General features: G+C 72.6%; 19 protein-coding genes and 1 tRNA gene. 15 read left to right on the top strand and 5 right to left on the bottom strand.

Translation table 11 applies throughout. The features are described from left to right. Positions 1-288 precede the first annotated feature (288 nt). The 11 genes from ACFYP4_RS11845 (at position 289) to ACFYP4_RS11795 (ending at position 9,679) form a co-directional block, all read left to right on the top strand. Positions 289-2,601: an ATP-binding protein gene (locus ACFYP4_RS11845; protein ID WP_388784937.1), complete on the top strand. Its 2,313-nt coding sequence runs from the start codon at positions 289-291 to the stop codon at positions 2,599-2,601. Positions 2,602-2,663: 62 nt separating this feature from the next. After that, positions 2,664-3,098, top strand: a complete 435-nt coding sequence (locus ACFYP4_RS11840) for a roadblock/LC7 domain-containing protein (protein WP_358851872.1) — start codon at positions 2,664-2,666, stop codon at positions 3,096-3,098. A 2-nt stretch (positions 3,099-3,100) separates the two neighbouring features. Continuing rightward, positions 3,101-3,472 carry a DUF742 domain-containing protein gene (locus tag ACFYP4_RS11835; RefSeq protein WP_358851945.1) on the top strand — a complete coding sequence of 124 codons (372 nt, stop codon included), beginning with the start codon at positions 3,101-3,103 and terminating at the stop codon, positions 3,470-3,472. Then, positions 3,450-4,049, top strand: a complete 600-nt coding sequence (locus ACFYP4_RS11830; RefSeq protein WP_358851871.1) for an ATP/GTP-binding protein — start codon at positions 3,450-3,452, stop codon at positions 4,047-4,049. The genes ACFYP4_RS11835 and ACFYP4_RS11830 overlap by 23 nt, the downstream gene beginning before the upstream one ends. 60 nt (positions 4,050-4,109) lie before the next feature. Then, a complete protein-coding gene (locus tag ACFYP4_RS11825) occupies positions 4,110-4,700 on the top strand; it encodes a GAF domain-containing protein (protein ID WP_358851870.1) in 591 nt (196 codons plus the stop codon). 167 nt (positions 4,701-4,867) lie between these two features. After that, the gene (gene tdh, locus ACFYP4_RS11820; RefSeq protein WP_358851869.1) at positions 4,868-5,896 is read left to right on the top strand and encodes an L-threonine 3-dehydrogenase; all 1,029 of its coding nucleotides are present in this window, start codon (positions 4,868-4,870) and stop codon (positions 5,894-5,896) included. Between the two features lie 61 nt (positions 5,897-5,957). Beyond that, positions 5,958-7,151 carry a glycine C-acetyltransferase gene (locus ACFYP4_RS11815; RefSeq protein WP_358851868.1) on the top strand — a complete coding sequence of 398 codons (1,194 nt, stop codon included), beginning with the start codon at positions 5,958-5,960 and terminating at the stop codon, positions 7,149-7,151. 43 nt (positions 7,152-7,194) lie between these two features. Beyond that, positions 7,195-8,097 (top strand): LysR family transcriptional regulator, encoded by a 903-nt coding sequence (locus tag ACFYP4_RS11810; protein WP_358851867.1) that lies wholly within the window; start codon positions 7,195-7,197, stop codon positions 8,095-8,097. A 63-nt stretch (positions 8,098-8,160) separates the two neighbouring features. Then, positions 8,161-8,742: an XRE family transcriptional regulator gene (locus ACFYP4_RS11805; RefSeq protein WP_358851866.1), complete on the top strand. Its 582-nt coding sequence runs from the start codon at positions 8,161-8,163 to the stop codon at positions 8,740-8,742. Between the two features lie 5 nt (positions 8,743-8,747). After that, positions 8,748-9,275, top strand: coding sequence for a GNAT family N-acetyltransferase (locus tag ACFYP4_RS11800; RefSeq protein WP_388784933.1), 528 nt, complete (start codon positions 8,748-8,750; stop codon positions 9,273-9,275). A gap of 44 nt (positions 9,276-9,319) precedes the next feature. Then, complete coding sequence (locus tag ACFYP4_RS11795; RefSeq protein WP_388784931.1) at positions 9,320-9,679, top strand: MmcQ/YjbR family DNA-binding protein; 360 nt, start codon at positions 9,320-9,322, stop codon at positions 9,677-9,679. Positions 9,680-9,794: 115 nt separating this feature from the next. On the opposite strand, the gene ACFYP4_RS11790 is transcribed toward ACFYP4_RS11795, so the two are convergent. Together ACFYP4_RS11790 and ACFYP4_RS11785 are read right to left on the bottom strand one after the other, a co-directional pair. After that, positions 9,795-10,706, bottom strand: a complete 912-nt coding sequence (locus tag ACFYP4_RS11790; RefSeq protein ID WP_358851863.1) for a transketolase — start codon at positions 10,704-10,706, stop codon at positions 9,795-9,797. Between the two features lie 67 nt (positions 10,707-10,773). Further along, positions 10,774-11,484, bottom strand: coding sequence for a transketolase (locus ACFYP4_RS11785; RefSeq protein ID WP_358851862.1), 711 nt, complete (start codon positions 11,482-11,484; stop codon positions 10,774-10,776). Positions 11,485-11,656: 172 nt separating this feature from the next. Between ACFYP4_RS11785 and ACFYP4_RS11780 the strand changes: the two genes are divergently transcribed. Then, positions 11,657-11,730 (top strand) — tRNA-Pro (locus tag ACFYP4_RS11780). Positions 11,731-11,852: 122 nt separating this feature from the next. On the opposite strand, the gene ACFYP4_RS11775 is transcribed toward ACFYP4_RS11780, so the two are convergent. Then, a complete protein-coding gene (locus ACFYP4_RS11775) occupies positions 11,853-12,398 on the bottom strand; it encodes an isochorismatase family cysteine hydrolase (protein WP_358851861.1) in 546 nt (181 codons plus the stop codon). Positions 12,399-12,830: 432 nt separating this feature from the next. Here ACFYP4_RS11775 and ACFYP4_RS11770 point away from each other — a divergent pair, with 432 nt between their 5' ends. Further along, positions 12,831-14,249: a serine/threonine-protein kinase gene (locus tag ACFYP4_RS11770; protein ID WP_358851860.1), complete on the top strand. Its 1,419-nt coding sequence runs from the start codon at positions 12,831-12,833 to the stop codon at positions 14,247-14,249. 207 nt (positions 14,250-14,456) lie between these two features. Then, positions 14,457-15,902 carry a glyceraldehyde-3-phosphate dehydrogenase gene (locus ACFYP4_RS11765; RefSeq protein ID WP_388784929.1) on the top strand — a complete coding sequence of 482 codons (1,446 nt, stop codon included), beginning with the start codon at positions 14,457-14,459 and terminating at the stop codon, positions 15,900-15,902. Between the two features lie 158 nt (positions 15,903-16,060). Here ACFYP4_RS11765 and ACFYP4_RS11760 read toward each other — a convergent pair whose 3' ends face one another. Then, on the bottom strand, positions 16,061-16,513 hold the full coding sequence (locus ACFYP4_RS11760; protein WP_358850767.1) for a DUF2267 domain-containing protein: 453 nt from the start codon (positions 16,511-16,513) through the stop codon (positions 16,061-16,063). Positions 16,514-16,701: 188 nt separating this feature from the next. Next, entirely contained in the window at positions 16,702-17,133 is a 432-nt protein-coding gene (locus ACFYP4_RS11755) for an Hsp20/alpha crystallin family protein (RefSeq protein ID WP_358850779.1), read from the bottom strand. A 207-nt stretch (positions 17,134-17,340) separates the two neighbouring features. Here ACFYP4_RS11755 and ACFYP4_RS11750 point away from each other — a divergent pair, with 207 nt between their 5' ends. Further along, a complete protein-coding gene (locus tag ACFYP4_RS11750) occupies positions 17,341-17,988 on the top strand; it encodes a type III effector protein (protein WP_358850766.1) in 648 nt (215 codons plus the stop codon). Positions 17,989-18,003 lie beyond the last annotated feature (15 nt).

Here is an 18,003-nt window from a genome sequence, read left to right as displayed (position 1 = left end):
TCCCGACCACTCCTGACCAGGTTCGATCGAGTCGATGCTCGACGGGAACGTCTGTCCGAGGAACCGGCCGGTCTGTCGTACGAAGCCTCATACCAGAGCGGGACGGCTTCCGCGGGACTTTGTCAACTGCCCACCGCATCTCACGCGTTGCCGACTACTGTGAGTTGCCGTCGGTCGACGTGGCGTCGGTTTCTTCGGCCCCGCCGACCGGCACCGCGATGGCGCACGACCGAGTCGCGCAGACCCGCGGGGGCCCCGTGCCCCCGACGCACCAGTACGAGGACGCCGATGTCTCACCTCCGCGCACCGGCCGCCCGCGCAGACCGCCGTGAGGGCGGACGGCACGGGCGACCGGCCGCCCGTGCCACTTTGCCGCTGCCCGAGACCCACATACGGTCTCAGCTGCTGCGCCTGGCCGTCCTGCCCCCGATCGCGGTGGCCCTCAGCGCCTGCGCCGCCGTGCTGTTCATGCTCCGCACGGCCGGCGCCCGCCCCAGCCCCGGCCTGTACGCCGTACTCGCCGGAGCCGTCGGTGTGGCGCTCGCGGGGATCGTGATCGCCGCCGTCGCCGCCGACCGTGCCGCCAGGACCGTGGGCGAACGGGTCGGCGCCCTGCGCCGCACCACCGCCCGCGGCCAGGCCGACCTGCGCGCCCTCCTGGAGACCCTGCGCCGCGGTGAACCGGCACCCGCGCGCAGGCCGCGCGGCGGGCCGCCCCCGGACGCCGACGAGTTCGAGCTGCTCGCCGCCGACCTGGTCCACGCCCAGGACGGCGCCGCGACCGCGGTCGTCCAGGCCGCGCAGCTCTCCAGCCACACGGGCAGCGAGCAGAAGGTCGAGGTCTTCGTCAATCTGGCCCGGCGCCTCCAGTCCCTCGTGCACCGGGAGATCTCCATCCTCGACGAGCTGGAGAACGAGATCGAGGACCCGGACCTGCTCAAGGGCCTCTTCCACGTCGACCACCTCGCCACCCGCATCCGGCGTCACGCCGAGAACCTCGCCGTGCTCGGCGGTGCCGTCTCGCGCCGTCAGTGGAGCAACCCCGTCACCACGACCGAGGTCCTGCGGTCCGCCATCGCCGAGGTCGAGCAGTACTCGCGGGTCAAGCTGGTGCCCCCGATCGACGGCACCCTGCGCGGACACGCCGTCGCCGACGTCATCCACCTCCTCGCCGAACTCGTCGAGAACGCCACCGTCTTCTCCGCCCCGCACACCCAGGTGCTGCTGCGCGCCAGTCTCGTCACCTCCGGGCTGGCCGTCGAGGTCGAGGACCGGGGCCTCGGCATGCCCACGGGCGAGCAGAACAAGATGAACGCCCTGCTCGCCGACCCCGACCAGGTCAATGTCGCCAGCCTGCTGCAGGACGGCCGCATCGGTCTCTTCGTGGTCTCGCAGCTGGCCCGGCGGCACGGCATCCACGTCCGGCTCCAGACCAACATCTACGGCGGCGTCCAGGCCGTACTCGTCGTGCCGCAGGCGCTGCTGGGGACGGGGCCCGAGAGCACCGGGGCCATTCCCCGGACGCCGCCGCGGGAGGCCGTGGAGCCGCCGCGAGCGGGCGCCGGCCCCGAGCGGCCCACCGTGACCGGGCCCGCGCCCGAGCCGTCGGCGCCCCGGCACGCCGCCTCGGCCTCCCCGCCGCGGCAGACGCGGGAGCACCGTGAGCCGGAGCCGGCCGGCGGAGCTCCCGCGCCCCTCTCCCGCGACGACGGCGGTCCGGCGCCGCTGCCGCTGCGGGACGCCCGCCAGGAGCGGCCCACTCCGGCGGCGGCCGTGCCCGGCGTCCGCCCGGAGGACCGGCGGACGGTGGCGCGGAACGCGATCACACCGCCCGTGCCGCGCAACGGCGTGGTGCGCGGCACCATGGGCAGGCCGCCCCAGCTGCCTCGCAGGCGGTCCCAGGAACACATCGCGCCGCAGCTCCGCGACGGCCCGGTGTCCACATCCCGCCCGGACGACGGGCAGCACGTCGGCCACGATCCGGGCCTGATGGCCGCGTTCCAGCGCGGGATCGGCCTCGCGGAGGCCGCCCAGCTGGAGCCGGACCACCCGCAGCCGGACCACCCGCAGCCGGGCCGCATGGGACCAGGCCACGTGCAGCCAGAGCGCTTCCCCCCGGACCACATGGAGCCGGACCCCGTGGAGCCCGACCCCATGGAGCCGGGCCACCTGGGGCCGACCCACGCGGAGGGAGTCCACATGGAGCAGGTGCACACGGACACCTCGGCCGTGCCGGGAGCCCGGCACCTGGGCACGCGGCACCTCGACGGGCCCTTCACCGACGCCCCGCACCAGGACCCGCCGCGGCACGCCCTGTCGTACGGCGGCCCGCCGCGCCCGGCCCCCGTGTCCCCCTTCGACGCGCCGTCCGGTCCGGGCGCCCCGCCCGCCCCCGCGCCGCCGGGAGCCGACCCCCTCGCGTACGTGCCGGAGGGCCTGTCCGTGGACGACGCCCGCCCCGGCCCGGACGCGCCGCACACAGCCGACGACCACTCCGTGCACGCGTCCGGGCGGCACGGAACGCGGGCAGCGCGCGAGATCGCGCCCGCGCCCGGACCCGGTTTCACCACCCGGCACGACGGGAGCGCACCGGCCGGATGACCACCCCCACCTCCACCCCCACCGCTCCCGCAGACCTTCGTATCCCAAGGAGTCGATCCACCATGGCGAGCGATGCGCCGACAGGCCAGGTATCCGATCTCGACTGGCTGATGAGCGGTCTCGTCCAGCGCGTACCGCACACCACGAGCGCGGTGCTCCTGTCCTGCGACGGACTGGTGAAGTCGGTTCACGGCCTCGACACGGACAGTGCCGACCACATGGCGGCCCTGGCCTCCGGCCTGTACTCCCTCGGACGCAGCGCCGGACACCGCTTCGGTGAGGGCGGCGACGTACGCCAGGTCGTCGTCGAGCTCGACTCGGCGCTGCTGTTCGTCTCCACCGCGGGCTCCGGCACCTGCCTCGCCGTACTCGCCGGACGCGAGACCGACGCGGCGATCCTCGGCTACGAGATGGCGATGCTGGTCAAGAGCGTCCGGCCGTATCTCATGACCGCGCCCCGGCGGACCGCCGTCGAACCGTCGGCGATGAGGCCGTGAGGGTGGCCGCGGCCGGCGACGGGCCCTGGCTCGACGACGCGGCCGGACGGCTCGTGCGCCCCTACACGGTCAGCGACGGCCGGACCAGGCCGACGACCGAGCTCGACCTGCTCTCGCAGGTCATGACCACCGGGGCGACCCCCCTCGGATACCTCGGCCCGGAGCACACCCAGGCGCTGGAACTGTGCCGCGGACCGCTCTCGGTCGCCGAGATCGCCGCCTATCTGAAGCTGCCGGCGGCGGTCACCAAGGTGCTGCTGTCCGACCTCGTCGACTGCGGGGCGCTGACCACGAAGCCCCCCGAATTCCACCACCACCCCACTGACCGGTCCCTCCTGGAGGCAGTGCTCGATGGCCTACGACGACAGCTCTGACCCGTTCCCCACCGCACTGAAGATCTTGGTGGCGGGCGGGTTCGGGGTCGGCAAGACGACCTTCGTCGGCGCGGTGAGCGAGATCGCGCCGCTCAGCACCGAGGAGCTGCTCACCACGGTCAGCGCCGCGACCGACAACCTCGACGGGATCGAGAACAAGGTCGAGACGACCGTCGCGATGGACTTCGGGCGCATCACCCTGGACCCGGAACACGTGCTCTACCTGTTCGGTACTCCCGGACAGGAGCGGTTCTGGTTCATGTGGGACGAGCTCTCCGAGGGCGCGCTCGGTGCGGTGATCCTCGCCGACACCCGCCGCCTGGAGGACTGTTTCGCCGCCGTCGACTTCTTCGAGCAGCGCGGTCTCGGATTCATCGTCGCGGTCAACGAGTTCGACGGCTCGTACCGCTACGACCCCGACGAGGTGCGCGCGGCCATCGACCTCGACCCCGAGATCCCCGTGGTGCGCTGCGACGCCCGGATCTCCAGCTCGGGTGTGCAGACCCTGCTCACGCTGGTACGCCATCTCCTCGTCCACGCGCCGGCCCGCGCCCGGGGTCACGGAGCCCACACATGAGCCCGGCCCGCGGGTCGGGGAGCCCGTCCATGAACCCACCCCAGGCCGAGGAGCCCGCGCATGAGTGACCACCCGCCGCGTCCGGCAGGTCGTCTGCTGCTGACCCCGGAGGACAGGGACGCACCGGCGAGGGTGCGGCGGCTGCGCCGGCTGGGCCTGGGCGAGCGGGCCGAACCGGCCTTCGACGCGTTCGCGGACCGGCTCGCCGAGGTCGCCGCGGTGCCGTACTCCATGGTCAACTTCATCGACGAGAAACGGCAGTTCTTCGCCGGTCTGCACACGCCCGGCGGGACCGGATCCGGCGCACGGCTGATCACCGCCGCGACCGCCGACGGCGGCACCCGCGGGTTCGGCCGCCATCTGACCCGCGACTACGGCTTCTGCCCCCATGTGGTGGTGCGCCGCAAGGCACTGGTCCTGGAGGACGTCTGCGACTACCCGCGGTTCGCCGGCAACCCGGTCGTGGACGAGATCGGGATCCGCTCCTACCTCGGCGCCCCTCTGATCGACCGCACGGGGATCGCCCTCGGCACGGTCTGCGTCGTCGACGTCGAACCCCGCCCGTGGGGCAGAGCGGGCCTGGACACCATCAAGTCGATGGCGTCGGAACTGCTCGCGCAGATCGAACGCCGGGAGAGCGACGGCGGCTGACTCGGCCGCCGGGGCGTGAAGCAAAGCTGCGGCGCCGCTTAAGAAAACCTCGATGGACCCGGGCCGCCGTCGTACGGCAGATTTCTGGGGGATCTCACCCCTTTCCCCGGGTCCGGGCCCCTTCGGCGTGCCCTCTCCCCGGGACCTCACCCACAGGAGCCGTAGCGTTGAAGGCGCTGGTCAAGGACAAGGCGGAGCCGGGCCTCTGGCTCACGGACGTACCCGAGCCGTCCATCGGCCCCGGCGACGTACTGATCAAGGTCCTCAGGACCGGGATCTGCGGCACCGACCTGCACATCCGCAGCTGGGACGGCTGGGCGCAGCAGACGATCAGCACCCCGCTCGTCGTCGGCCACGAATTCGCCGGTGAGGTCGTCGAGACCGGCCGTGACGTCGCCGACATCAAGGTGGGCGACCGGGTCAGCGGCGAGGGCCACCTGGTCTGCGGCAAGTGCCGCAACTGTCTGGCCGGCCGGCGCCACCTGTGCCGGGCCACGGTGGGCCTCGGTGTCGGCCGCGACGGCGCGTTCGCCGAGTACGTGGCGCTTCCCGCGGCCAACGTGTGGGTGCACCGGGTGCCCGTGGACCTCGACATCGCCGCGATCTTCGACCCGTTCGGCAACGCGGTGCACACGGCGCTCTCCTTCCCGCTGGTCGGCGAGGACGTCCTGGTCACCGGCGCCGGACCCATCGGCCTGATGGCCGCGGCGGTCGCCCGGCACGCCGGCGCCCGCAACGTCGTCATCACCGACGTCAGCGAGGAGCGGCTGGAACTCGCCCGCAAGATCGGGGTGAGCCTCGCCCTGAACGTTCGGGAGGGGACCATCGCCGACGGCCAGCGCGCGCTGGGACTGCGCGAGGGCTTCGACATCGGCCTGGAGATGTCGGGCCGCCCCGAGGCGATGCGCGACATGATCGCCAACATGACCCACGGCGGCCGGATCGCCATGCTCGGGCTGCCCGCCGAGGAGTTCCCGGTCGACTGGGCCCGGATCGTGACGTCCATGATCACCATCAAGGGCATCTACGGCCGGGAGATGTTCGAGACCTGGTACGCGATGTCGGTGCTGCTCGAGGGCGGCCTCGACCTCGCCCCCGTCATCACCGGCCGGTACGGCTACCGCGACTTCGAGGCGGCCTTCGCGGACGCGGCGAGCGGACGCGGCGGCAAGGTCATCCTCGACTGGACCGCCTGATCCCGGGTCCGGTCCGCAGCTTCGGCCCATCCGCCCTTCACGCAACTCCTGGAGCCCTTCCATGTTCGACTCCGTGCGCGACGACCTGCGCGCCACCCTCGACGAGATCCGCGCCGCCGGCCTGCACAAGCCCGAGCGCGTCATCGGCACCCCGCAGTCCGCGACGGTGAGTGTCACCGCCGGTGGCCGGCCCGGCGAGGTCCTCAACTTCTGCGCGAACAACTACCTCGGCCTCGCCGACCACCCCGAGGTCGTCGCCGCCGCACACGAGGCACTCGACCGCTGGGGCTACGGCATGGCCTCCGTGCGCTTCATCTGCGGCACGCAGGAGGTGCACAAGGAGCTGGAGCAGCGCCTGTCCGCGTTCCTCGGGCAGGAGGACACGATCCTGTACTCCTCCTGCTTCGACGCCAACGGCGGTGTCTTCGAGACCCTCCTCGGCGCGGAGGACGCGGTGATCTCCGACGCCCTCAACCACGCGTCGATCATCGACGGCATCCGGCTGTCCAAGGCCCGCCGCTTCCGGTACGCCAACCGTGACCTCGCCGACCTGGAGCAGCAGCTCAAGGAGGCCTCCGACGCCCGGCGCCGCCTCATCGTCACCGACGGCGTCTTCTCCATGGACGGTTACGTGGCGCCGCTGCGCGAGATCTGCGACCTCGCCGACCGTTACGACGCCATGGTCATGGTCGACGACTCGCACGCCGTCGGCTTCGTCGGCCCCGGTGGTCGCGGCACCCCTGAGCTGCACGGGGTCATGGACCGCGTCGACATCATCACCGGCACCCTGGGCAAGGCCCTCGGCGGCGCGTCCGGCGGCTACGTGGCCGCCCGCGCCGAGATCGTCGCCCTGCTGCGCCAGCGCTCCCGCCCGTACCTCTTCTCCAACACGCTCGCCCCGGTGATCGCGGCGGCGTCCCTCAAGGTCCTCGACCTGCTCGAGTCGGCCGGTGACCTGCGCGACAAGCTCGCCGCCAACACGGCGCTGTTCCGCTCCCGGATGACGGAGGAGGGCTTCGACGTGCTGCCCGGCGACCACGCCATCGCCCCCGTCATGATCGGCGACGCGACCGTCGCGGGACGCCTGGCGGAGCTGCTGCTGGAACGCGGCGTGTACGTGATCGGCTTCTCGTACCCGGTGGTCCCGCAGGGCCAGGCACGGATCCGGGTGCAGCTGTCCGCCGCCCACTCGACCGAGGACGTCAACCGGGCGGTGGACGCGTTCGTGGCGGCCCGCGCGGAGCTGGGCGCCTGAGGGAGGGACATACCGGTCCTCCCGGCCTGAGAGAATCGGTCGCATGATCGAGGCGCGGCGGCTCCACATCCTCCGTGCGGTGGCGGACCACCGCACGGTGACGGCGGCTGCCGCCGCGCTGTATCTCACGCCGTCCGCCGTCTCCCAGCAGCTCGCCGCGCTCGAACAGGAGACAGGCCACCGGCTCGTCGAGCGGGGTGCCAGGGGCGTCCGGCTGACCCCCGCGGGCGAGATCCTGCTCACCCACACGAACGTGGTCCTCGCTCAACTGGAGCGCGCGGAAGCCGAGTTGGCGGCGTACAGCTCGGGGGCCGCGGGCACGGTCACCGTCGCCGCCTTCGCGACCGGCATCGGTCTGGTCGTGGCTCCGGCGCTGGCCCGCCTCGCGCTGACGGCGCCCGGCATCCATCTCCGCGTCCAGGACGCCGAGGGCGACGCCAGCCTGCCCATGGTGCTGGACCGGCAGGTCGACGTCGCGGTGGCCGTCGAGTACCGCGGCGCCCCGGCCGCCGACGACCCGCGTCTCACGCACGTCCCGCTCTACGCCGAGCCCTTCGACGCGGTCGTCCCGGTCGCCCACCGGCTCGCCGACGCGGGGGAGGTGCCGCTCGCCGAGCTCGCGAAGGATCCCTGGATCGGCCCCTACCCCGGCAACCCCTGTCACGACGTGGTCGTCCTGGCCTGCGAGAACGCCGGATTCCAGCCCCGCCTTGAGCACTCCTCGGACGACTTCCGGGCCGTCGTCGCCCTCGCCTCGGCGGACGCCGGGGTCGCCCTGGTGCCCCGGTCCGCCCTCCGCGGGATGGACCTCGCAGGTGTGGTGGTGCGCCCCGTCGACGGCACCGCTCCCACGCGCCGCGTCTTCGCGGCCGTACGCCGTGGCGCGGAGGGGCATCCGCTGATCCGCCCGGTGCTGGAGGCGCTGGCGGAGGCCGCGACGGCGTAGCGGTACGCAAGCCCTGCCTCCCTGCTTGATGGCCTGTCTCACATATGGGATAGCATCCCGAATATGAGAGACGACGTAGAGGGTGCCGAGGGTGCCGTCGATGCCCGGCTCGCGGCCAGACTGGCCGAACTGCGAGCCGAACGCGGCTGGTCCCTGGGGGAGTTGGCGGAGCGCAGCGGAGTGAGCCGCTCGACGCTCTCCCGGGCCGAGCGGGCGGAGACCAGCCCCACGGCCTCGCTGCTGAACCGCCTGTGCGGTGTCTACGGACGCACCATGTCGCAGCTGCTCAGCGAGGTCGAGGCGGCTCCCGACCCGCTCGTGCGAGCCGCGGACCAGGCCGTCTGGGAGGACAGGGCGTCCGGTTTCGTACGGCGGTCGGTGTCCCCGCCGCACACGGGCCTGCGCGGCGAACTGGTCGAGGGCCGGCTGGCGGCGGGCGCCGACATCGCGTACGACCGTCCGCCCGTCCCCGGTCTCGAACAGCACATCTGGGTCCTGGCCGGAAGCCTCGACGTGACCGTGCGGGACGTCGAGCATCACCTCGCCGCGGGAGACTGCCTCCGCATGCGGGTCTGGGGGCCGACCCGCTTCCGGGCGCCCGGCCCCGAGGGCGCGCGGTACGCGCTGGCGGTGGTGCTGCCGTGACCGCCGTGTCCAGGCTGAGCGCAGCCGAACTCCTCTCTGCCGCCGACGAGTTGGCGGACCTGCTGACCGATGCCGTGGACGGCGGGGCTTCCGTGGGGTTCCTCGCGCCGCTCGGCCGGGCGGAGGCCGCCGACTGGTGGCGGGGGCGGGCCGAAGCGGTCGCCGCCGGAGAACTCGCCGTCTGGGCGGCGCGCACCGGGGGCCGGGTGACCGGTACCGTCGGCCTCGCCTTCCCGGGCAGGCCCAACAGCCGGCACCGCGCGGAAGTGGTGAAGCTGATGGTGCACCGGGACGGCCGCGGACAGGGCCTCGGCCGCAGGCTCCTCGCGACCGCCGAGCACGCGGCGGCCGTGGCCGGCGTCACACTTCTGCACCTCGACACGGAGACCGGCAGCCCCGCCGAGTCCCTCTACCGCTCCGCCGGATGGACACGGGCCGGCGCGATACCCGACTACGCGGCGACCCCCGAGGGCGCGTTGCACGCCACGACGATCTTCTACAAACACGTGGGACCAGCCGTTCCACCCGGCTGACGCCCGCCGGGTGGTTGTCAGTGCCCTTCGCTACGGTGCGGTCCATGCCGGATGCCCATGACGTACGCCGTATCGCCCTCTCCCTGCCGGAAACGACGGAGAAGACCGCCTGGAGCATGCCCACGTTCCGGGTCGCGGGCAAGATGTTCGCCACCCTGCCCGAGAACGAGACCTCCATCGCCGTCCGCTGCCCCAAGGAGGAGCGCGACGAATTGGCCCTGGCCGAGCCGGGGAAATTCTGGATCGCCGCCCACGAGGCGAACTTCGCCTGGGTCCGCGTCCGCCTCGCCGCCCTGGAGGACGAGGGCGAACTGCGCGACATCCTGGCCGACTCCTGGCGCCAGGCGGCCCCGCCCCGGCTCCTAGACTCCCACCCGGAGCCGGGGCACCCGGCCGCCGGCTGACGCGACGGTCACGGCGGCCCCGGCGCCGGCTCCGGACGGCCGCCGACCGGCCGCTCCCGTCTCGCCGGGCGGAGACTCACCCGCATGGACCCCGCCCCCGGAAGCCCGCGTACGCTCACCCGTCCGCCGCCGCCCCCAGGAACCCGCCGATCCGCTCCCGCAGCGTTCCCGCGTCGAGCCCGTGGGCGGCCACGTGTTCGTCGACGGTGCCGTACCGGCGCAGTTCGCGGCGGCCCACGCCGAGACCGAGGACCCGGTGCGGCAGGTCGGCGAGCGCGTCGTTGGCGGCGCCCGTCGACGTACCCGCCAGATACGGCTCCACCAGGACGACGTCCGCGGCCCCGGGACCGGTGGCCCGGCGCAGCCCCGCCGCGTCGAAGGGCCGGACGGTGGCCGCGTACAGGACCGTCACGTCGAGTCCCTCCGTCGCGTCGAGCACGGCGTCGAGCATCGGCCCCACGGCGACGACCACACCGGCGCGCCCCTCCCGGACGGTGAGGAGGCGTGCCCCGTCGACGGCCCGCCCGCGCGCGTTCGACTGCACGGACAGCCGTACGTACACCTTGTCGTCCCCGGCGGCGACCGCGTGGCGCAGCAGTGTCTCCGCCTCGTCCGGATGGCCGGGGACGTGCACGGTCCAGCCGTCCAGCGTGTCGAGTAGCGCCACGTCACCCGGTGACATGTGGGTGAAGCCGCCGGCCGGCCAGTCGAACGAGGCGGCGGCGCTGACCAGGACCGCACCGGCGTCCTGATGCCCGAGGTCCAGCTTGACCTGCTCGAACGGCCGCTCCACCAGGAAACTGGCGAAGGTGTGCGCCACCGGCCGCAGCCCGGTGAGCGCGAGCCCCGCGGCCGTGCCGACGAGGAGCTGCTCGCGGATGCCGACGTTGATCACCCGGTCCGGGTGCCTGCGCCGGGCCTCCGTGAAGCCGTCCGCGCCGATCTCCGCGAGGACGACCGCGACCCGCGGATCCTCGTCGAGCAGCCGCGTGACGACGGGGGCGAAACGGTCGCGCATGGTGTCCATGGGGTGTGTCCCTTCCCGGGGGTCTCCCGAGCGAAGCGAGCGGATGGCGGGGGGCGGCCGGGGCGGCTCAGGCGTCCTTGGGCTCGACCCGGGCCACGACCACGTGCGGCCGGCCCGGGTGCGGCGCGGTGAAGGCGGCGTACAGCGCCGCGTGGTCACGGCCGTCCACGGTCTCCGTGGACCACCCGGCGGCCGCGAACCGCGCCGCTATCCCGCCGGGCCGGGTGTGGCGGGCGGAGGAGTTGTCGATGACGACGGTGTGCAGCCGTTCGAGTCCGGCGGGACCGGCGTACGCGACGGCCTCGTGGTTGCTGCCCTCGTCCAGCTCGGCATCCCCGACCAGCACCCACACGCGCGGCGCGTCGAGCCCCCGGGCGCGCAGCCCGAGTGCCGTGCCGACGGCGATCGGCAGCCCGTGCCCGAGCGACCCGCTGCCGATCTCGGCGCCCGGCACCAGGACGCGGTCCGGGTGATGCCCGAGCGGCGAGTCGTAGGAGCCGAAGCCCGGCAGCCAGTCGGCGGGCAGGAAGCCCTTGGCGGCGAGTACGGCGTAGTACGCCATCGGCCCGTGCCCCTTGGACAGCAGGAACCGGTCCCGTCCGGGATCGTCCGCCGCTTCGGGCCGCACGTCGAGCACGCGGTCGTACAGCACCCACAGCACGTCCAGGGTGGACGTCGCCGCGGGCCCGTGCTTCTCGTCACCCGTCATCAGCCCCATGAGCCGGGGCAGGTCCTCGTACCGGTACCGCGCGTGATCGCGCTCAGCCGTCATCGTCATGGCGCCGATCGTGCAACCTCAAGCGGAGTTGAGGTCAACCGTCGGGTGCGGGATCTCGCCCGGGAGCCGCCGCTGTGCGTCGCCCCGTAAAAGCGGTGCGCGACCACGGGCCCGAGTGCGGTATTGTTTCCGTGCACGTTCGGCCAGGGGAAACCCCAGGTCAGACGGGCATCGGGACGTGGCGCAGCTTGGTAGCGCACTTGACTGGGGGTCAAGGGGTCGCAGGTTCAAATCCTGTCGTCCCGACGTGTGAAGTCGACAGCCGGAGGCCGTCTTCCCTTCCTGGGGAGGCGGCCTCCGTCGTGCTCGGGCAGCCCGGCCGCCCCTTCGCGGTCCGGATCCGTCAGGCCTTGGCGAAGTCGACTCCGTCACGCCTTGGCGAAGTCGACCTCGTCGGCCCGCACGACCTCGGCGTTCATGTTCCGCTCCATCATCTGGAAGGACGCCCGCGCGAGATCCTCGTGGATGTGGGCGACGGCGTCGCTCGGCACGGTCACCCGGAAGTGCCGGATGTGGGCGTCGAGCGCCGAGTACAGCACGCACTGCTCGGTGACCTGCCCGCACATCACGATGTGCCTCACCCCCTGCTCGGCCAGCAGGTACTCCAGTGGCGTCTGGTAGAAGATCGAGTGCCGGGCCTTGACGACGAAGAGCGACTCGCCGTCCGGCCGGATCGGATCGACGAGGTCGGCGTGGGGCCCTCGCAGGGCGGCGTCCAGGAGCTCGTCGTGGTGCGAGCGCCACCGCCCGGAGTTGTCGTTGACGTAGATGACGTCCGCTCCCTGTTCCCGGGCCCGGGTGATCAGCCGGCGCATCGCCGGCAGCGCCTCGCGCACGGAGTCGACCAGCACGTCGGCGTCGTCGTGCTCATAGGTGTTGATCATGTCGATGACGACCAGTGCGGTCTTCTGCATGTCGGAATCCACAAGTTCCTCCTCGGCCCAGGGAGCGGAGCCCACGGTGGCATCGTGCGCCCCGGCCGCAGCGTCCGACACGCTCCGGCCCGTCCAGGGCGCGGTGTTCGGGTGACAGGACCACGCGTCATCCCCTCTATGATCACGAATGCACGGTCCGGTCCTGTGCGGTACCCCTCTGGGCCGCGGCCATCCGCGGATCTTTCCCGGCACTTGCCCAAGGCCCGGGAAATCGCCGCTCCCCGGAACCGGGGAAATCGCCGCACGTGGGGCGGTGGGCGCCGGGCGGGTGACTCCCGCCGGTCCGGCGTGCGGCATCGGGATCGGCCCGAAAAGGGATAGCGCGCCGCATTGTGGGAACGCGGACGGCTGCCCCGGGATCACGCCACCGGGGGTCCCGCACCGTCCCGACCGTCCCGCGTAGGAGGGCACATGCCGGCACCGCAATGGCCGTTGCGGACGGAAACCCGTTTCGGCAGCAACGACGTGCTGGCGGGCCGGTACCGTCTGGACGCTCTTCTCGGCCGGGGCGGCGCCGCCGACGTGTACGGCGGCTTCGACCTGAGACTCCGGCGACCGGTCGCGGTGAAGGTGTTCAGGCTCGGCACCGACGCGCAGACGGAGGAACGGTTCACCGAGGAGGCCGTGATGCTGGCCGGCCTCCAGCACCCAGGACTCGTCACGGTCTTCGACTCCGGACGGGAAGCGGGCAGCCCGTTCCTCGTGATGCAGCTCGTCACCGGTGCGACGCTGCGTGCCCGGGTCGCCGGGGGAGCCCTCACCCCCGCCGAGGCGTGCACCGTCGGGGCGGCCCTCGCGGACGCCCTCGACTACGTGCACGCGGCCGGAGTGGTGCACCGTGACGTCAAGCCCTCGAACATCCTCCTGGACGGGACCGGCGCACCTCACCTGACCGACTTCGGCATATCGCGGCTGATGGACAGCACCACCCAGACCGCCACGGGCGCGCTGGTGGGCACCGCCGCGTACCTGGCTCCCGAGCAGGTCATGGGCCGTCCGGTCGGGCCCCCCGCCGACGTGTACGCGCTCGGACTGACCCTCCTCGAGTGCCTCAAGGGAGAGCTCGAGTACGACGGCGCCCCGCTGGAGGCGGCGATCGCCCGCCTGCACCGTGCCCCGGTCTTCCCGTCCTTCCTGGGCGAGGAGCTGGCCGCTCTGCTCGCCGCCATGACCGCCCTGGACGAGGACGAGCGCCCCGACGCCCGCACCTGCGCGGACATGCTGTCGGCCCTGGGCGCGGGGGAGCGGCCCGCTGTGATCCGTACGCTGCCCCCGCGGTCCCCCGGCGCGAAGGACGGCCACGACACGGCCCGGGTCCTCGGCGCCGGTCCCGGCACGCGTGCCGCCGACGGCGACGCCTCCCCTGTACGGCACGGCAACGGGCGCGCGCTGGCCACCGCGGGCGCGGCGCTGGCCACGCTCCTGGGCGTCACCCTCGCGGGCGTGGTGGGTCTGCCCGACCACGGCGCCGCCGCGGGGCCCGACAGCCATGCCTCGTCCAGCGCGGGCACCGAGTCGTCGGACACCTCCGCGGCCGCGCCGGCCGCGAAGGACGCGCCGGCCTCCCGGAGCGCCTCCGTGCGGCCCCGTACGCAGCCCGTCACGTCCGCCGCGTCCGCCGCCTCCGCTTCCGCGTCCGCCGCGTCCGCGCCTTCCGTGTCGGCCTCCGCTCCCCGGGAGAACGCGGTGACAACGCGTCAGGTGGCCGCGCCGGCCAACCCCGAGCCGCAGGCCGAATCGCCCACCTACAAGGCGCCCAAGCACAAGGCGCCCAAGCACAAGGCGCCCAAGAAGGAGAAGGCGTCCGGCAAGCAGAAGGCGAACAAGTAGGACCGGCGGCGCCGGCTCAGGACGGTGCCGGAGCCCGGCGCCACCCGGCGCACCGGCGCCACGTGCTGACCGGGGTGCTCGGCTGCCCCGTGGTGACCCTCGCCGATGTCCCCGCGGACCCGGCCGTCCTGCCCGGGGCACCCCCTGCGTGATCAAAGTACCGGGAGCGTTAACATCTGAGCACCGCCTAGCTCGAAAGATAAACCTGTGACTGTCAACGACGACTCGTTCACCAACTGGAAGAACCGCGAGGAGATCGCGGAGTCGATGATCCCGATCATCGGGAAGCTGCACCGCGAGCGGGACGTCACGGTCCTGCTGCACAGCCGCTCCTTGGTGAACAAGTCGGTGGTCAGCATCCTCAAGACCCACCGGTTCGCCCGGCAGATGGCCGGTGAGGAGCTCTCGGTCACCGAGACCCTGCCGTTCCTGCAGACGCTCACCACGCTCGACCTCGGCCCGTCCCAGATCGACATCGGCATGCTCGCCGCGACCTACAAGTCCGACGACCGCGGGCTCTCGGTGGCCGACTTCACCGCCGAGGCCGTCGCCGGCGCCACGGGTGAGAACAAGATCGAGCGCCGCGAGGGACGCGACGTCGTCCTGTACGGGTTCGGCCGGATCGGCCGGCTCGTCGCCCGCCTGCTCATCGAGAAGGCGGGCTCGGGCAACGGCCTGCGGCTGCGTGCCGTCGTCGTCCGGCAGGGCGGCGCCCAGGACATCGTCAAGCGGGCCTCGCTGCTGCGCCGCGACTCCATCCACGGCCAGTTCCAGGGCACGATCACCGTCGACGAGGCGAACAGCACGATCATCGCCAACGGCAACGAGATCAAGGTGATCTACGCGGGCGACCCGTCGGAGGTCGACTACACGGCGTACGGCATCAAGAACGCCATCCTGATCGACAACACCGGCAAGTGGCGCGACCGCGAGGGCCTGTCGAAGCACCTGCGTCCGGGCATCGACAAGGTCGTCCTGACGGCGCCGGGCAAGGGCGACGTCCCGAACATCGTCCACGGCGTCAACCACGACACGATCAAGCCCGACGAGCAGATCCTGTCCTGCGCGTCCTGCACGACCAACGCGATCGTGCCGCCGCTGAAGGCGATGGCGGACGAGTACGGCGTCCTGCGCAGCCACGTGGAGACCGTCCACTCGTTCACCAACGACCAGAACCTGCTGGACAATTACCACAACTCCGACCGCCGTGGCCGTTCGGCGCCGCTCAACATGGTGCTCACCGAGACCGGCGCCGCCTCCGCCGTCGCCAAGGCGCTGCCCGACCTCCGGGCGAGGATCACCGGCAGCTCGATCCGCGTGCCGGTGCCGGACGTCTCGATCGCGATCCTGAACCTGCGGCTCGCCCGCGAGACCACCCGCGAGGAGGTCCTCGACTACCTGCGGAACGTGTCGCTGACCTCGCCGCTGAAGCGTCAGATCGACTTCATCAGCGCCCCCGACGCGGTCTCCAGCGACTTCATCGGCTCGCGTCACGCCTCCATCGTCGACGCCGGCGCCACGAAGGTGGAGGGCGACGACGCCATCCTCTACCTCTGGTACGACAACGAGTTCGGCTACTCCTGCCAGGTGATCCGCGTCGTCCAGCACGTGTCCGGGGTGGAGTACCCGACGTACCCGGTGCCCGTGAGCTGACGTGCTCCGAGCCGAGACCCGCGCCGGACGACCACCGGCGCGGGACGGCGACAGCCGTACGCGGTGCCCGCCCCCTCTCCGGGGGCGGGCACCGCGTACGGCTGTCGGGGTGTCCGGGGTTCGTGGCGGAGGCGGGACCTTGACGGCCGGGGTGTCCGTCAGGCCGCCTGGACCAGCTGCGCCCGTCCGAACAGCAGGGCGTATCCGTCCGGGAGCCGACGGATGACGCGGGAGGTCAGATCGTCGCCGGCGAGGCGTGCGACGACACCGAGGACCGAGCCGGTGTCCCAGCGCGTGGTGGCCGGGGAGCCGCCGGTGCGTTCGGCGAGGTCCTTCACGAACCCCCAGCCGCTGAGCGGCTTGCCGGAGGGGATCTGCGAGGCGAGGAAGGCGGCCGCCTCCCGGGGCAGGACGGCGGCGAGCTCGACGCGCTCGTCACCCGTCAGCTGCCGGCCGAGCGCTTCGAGGACGCGGCGGACGACGTCCTCGGCCCGCCGGCGGGTGGGATAGGCGCCCTCGTAGCGCACCCTTTCCAGCATCTGCTCGAAGGTGACGGCCGCCGCCGGCGCTGCCGGAGGCGTGGGGGGCGCGGCGGGAGTGAGGAGGGTCATGTGAGGTGCGACGTCTTTCCTTGCGTGGGCCGATGTCGGGCGTGGACCGGGGTGTGTGTGGGGGGGGCGGGCCGACGTCCTCATGCCGAGGCGTCCTCAAGGGGAGGGAAGGCCCGTGCCGCCGGGGGCCGGGGCGGAACCCTGGGTGAACCGCCCCGGGCCGCGACGGCGGGTGTACGACCGGTTGTTCAGCCGTCGAGTTCCTTGCGCGTCCCGCTGCCGCGGACGCTGATCTTCCGGGGCCTGGCGCGCTCGGTGATCGGGATCCGCAGGGTGAGGACGCCGTCCTCGTAGTCGGCGGTGATGTGCTCGGTGTCGAGGGTGTCGGCCAGGACGACCTGGCGGGAGAAGACACCCAGCGGCCGCTCGGACAGTTCCGTCTGCGCGTTCTCGGACCTCGCGAGGGGGCGCCGCTCGGCCCGCACCGTCAGCATGTTGCGCTCGACGTCGATGTCCAGCGCGTCGGGGTCGATGCCCGGCAGATCGAAGGCGATCACGTACTGGTCGCCGTCGCGGTAGGCGTCCATCGGCATCGCGGAGGGGCGGGACCACGTTCCCGGACCCATCAGGTGCTGGGCAAGCCGGTCGAGTTCACGGAACGGGTCGGTGCGCATCAACACGGGAAACACCTCCAGAAGGTTCAGGCAGTTGCTGCCAATGCGCTTCACCTGACTCCGTTGTAGCATGTCATCCATCCGACGACAAGCCAGATGTCATCCGATCGATGACGCCCGGTTCCGGCGGGCGGTCGGCGGGTCTGCGCACGTGCGGAGCCGCCGGTCCGTAGAGCCGCTCGACGAAGGAGAAGAAGGAGAAGAGGAGAGGCGATGAACGACGACAGCACCCCGGCTCCAGCCTCCTTCATGGCGGCGGCCACGGCTTTGGAGGCCATCGCGCGGGCCATGCGGACGGCCCGCGCCGCCGACGCCTCCTCCACGGACGACCCCGAGCAGGCGATGGCGGCGCTGCTGCTGCTGCGTGAGGTGCGCGAGCAGCTCGCCGACTGGGAACCGGGTCTGATCGAGACGGCCCGTGAGGCGGGCGCCAGCTGGGCGGACCTCGCCCGACCGCTCGGTGTCTCCAGCCGTCAGGCGGCCGAGCGGCGGTATCTGCGCGTACGGCCAGGGGAAGCCGGTACGACGAAGGAGCAGCGCGTACGGGCCACCCGCGACCGGCGGGCGGCGGACCGCTCCGTCGCGTCCTGGGCCCACGACCACGCCGCCGCACTGCGCCAGCTCGCCGGGACGATCACGGACCTGCCCGACCTTCCCGCGGCGGCCACGGACGCGCTGAGCGACCTCCGTGCGGCGCTGGGGGACAGTGATCCGGCCCGGCTGCTGGACCCCCTCACGGCGGCGGGGCCGCATCTGCGCACCGTGCATCCCGAACTCGCCGACCGGGTCGGTGACATCGGCCGCCGTACCCGGCTGATGCGCGAGACCGAACAGCGCCAGCGCTCCTCGGGTGCGCCGTAGGCACCCGCGGGGGCC

The sequence above is a fragment of the Streptomyces sp. NPDC005551 genome (assembly GCF_042871785.1).
In the GTDB taxonomy this organism is placed as follows: Bacteria; Actinomycetota; Actinomycetes; order Streptomycetales; family Streptomycetaceae; genus Streptomyces.
The sequence above is the reverse complement of the archived record's forward strand: the minus strand, read 5'-3'. Positions and strand labels throughout refer to the sequence as shown.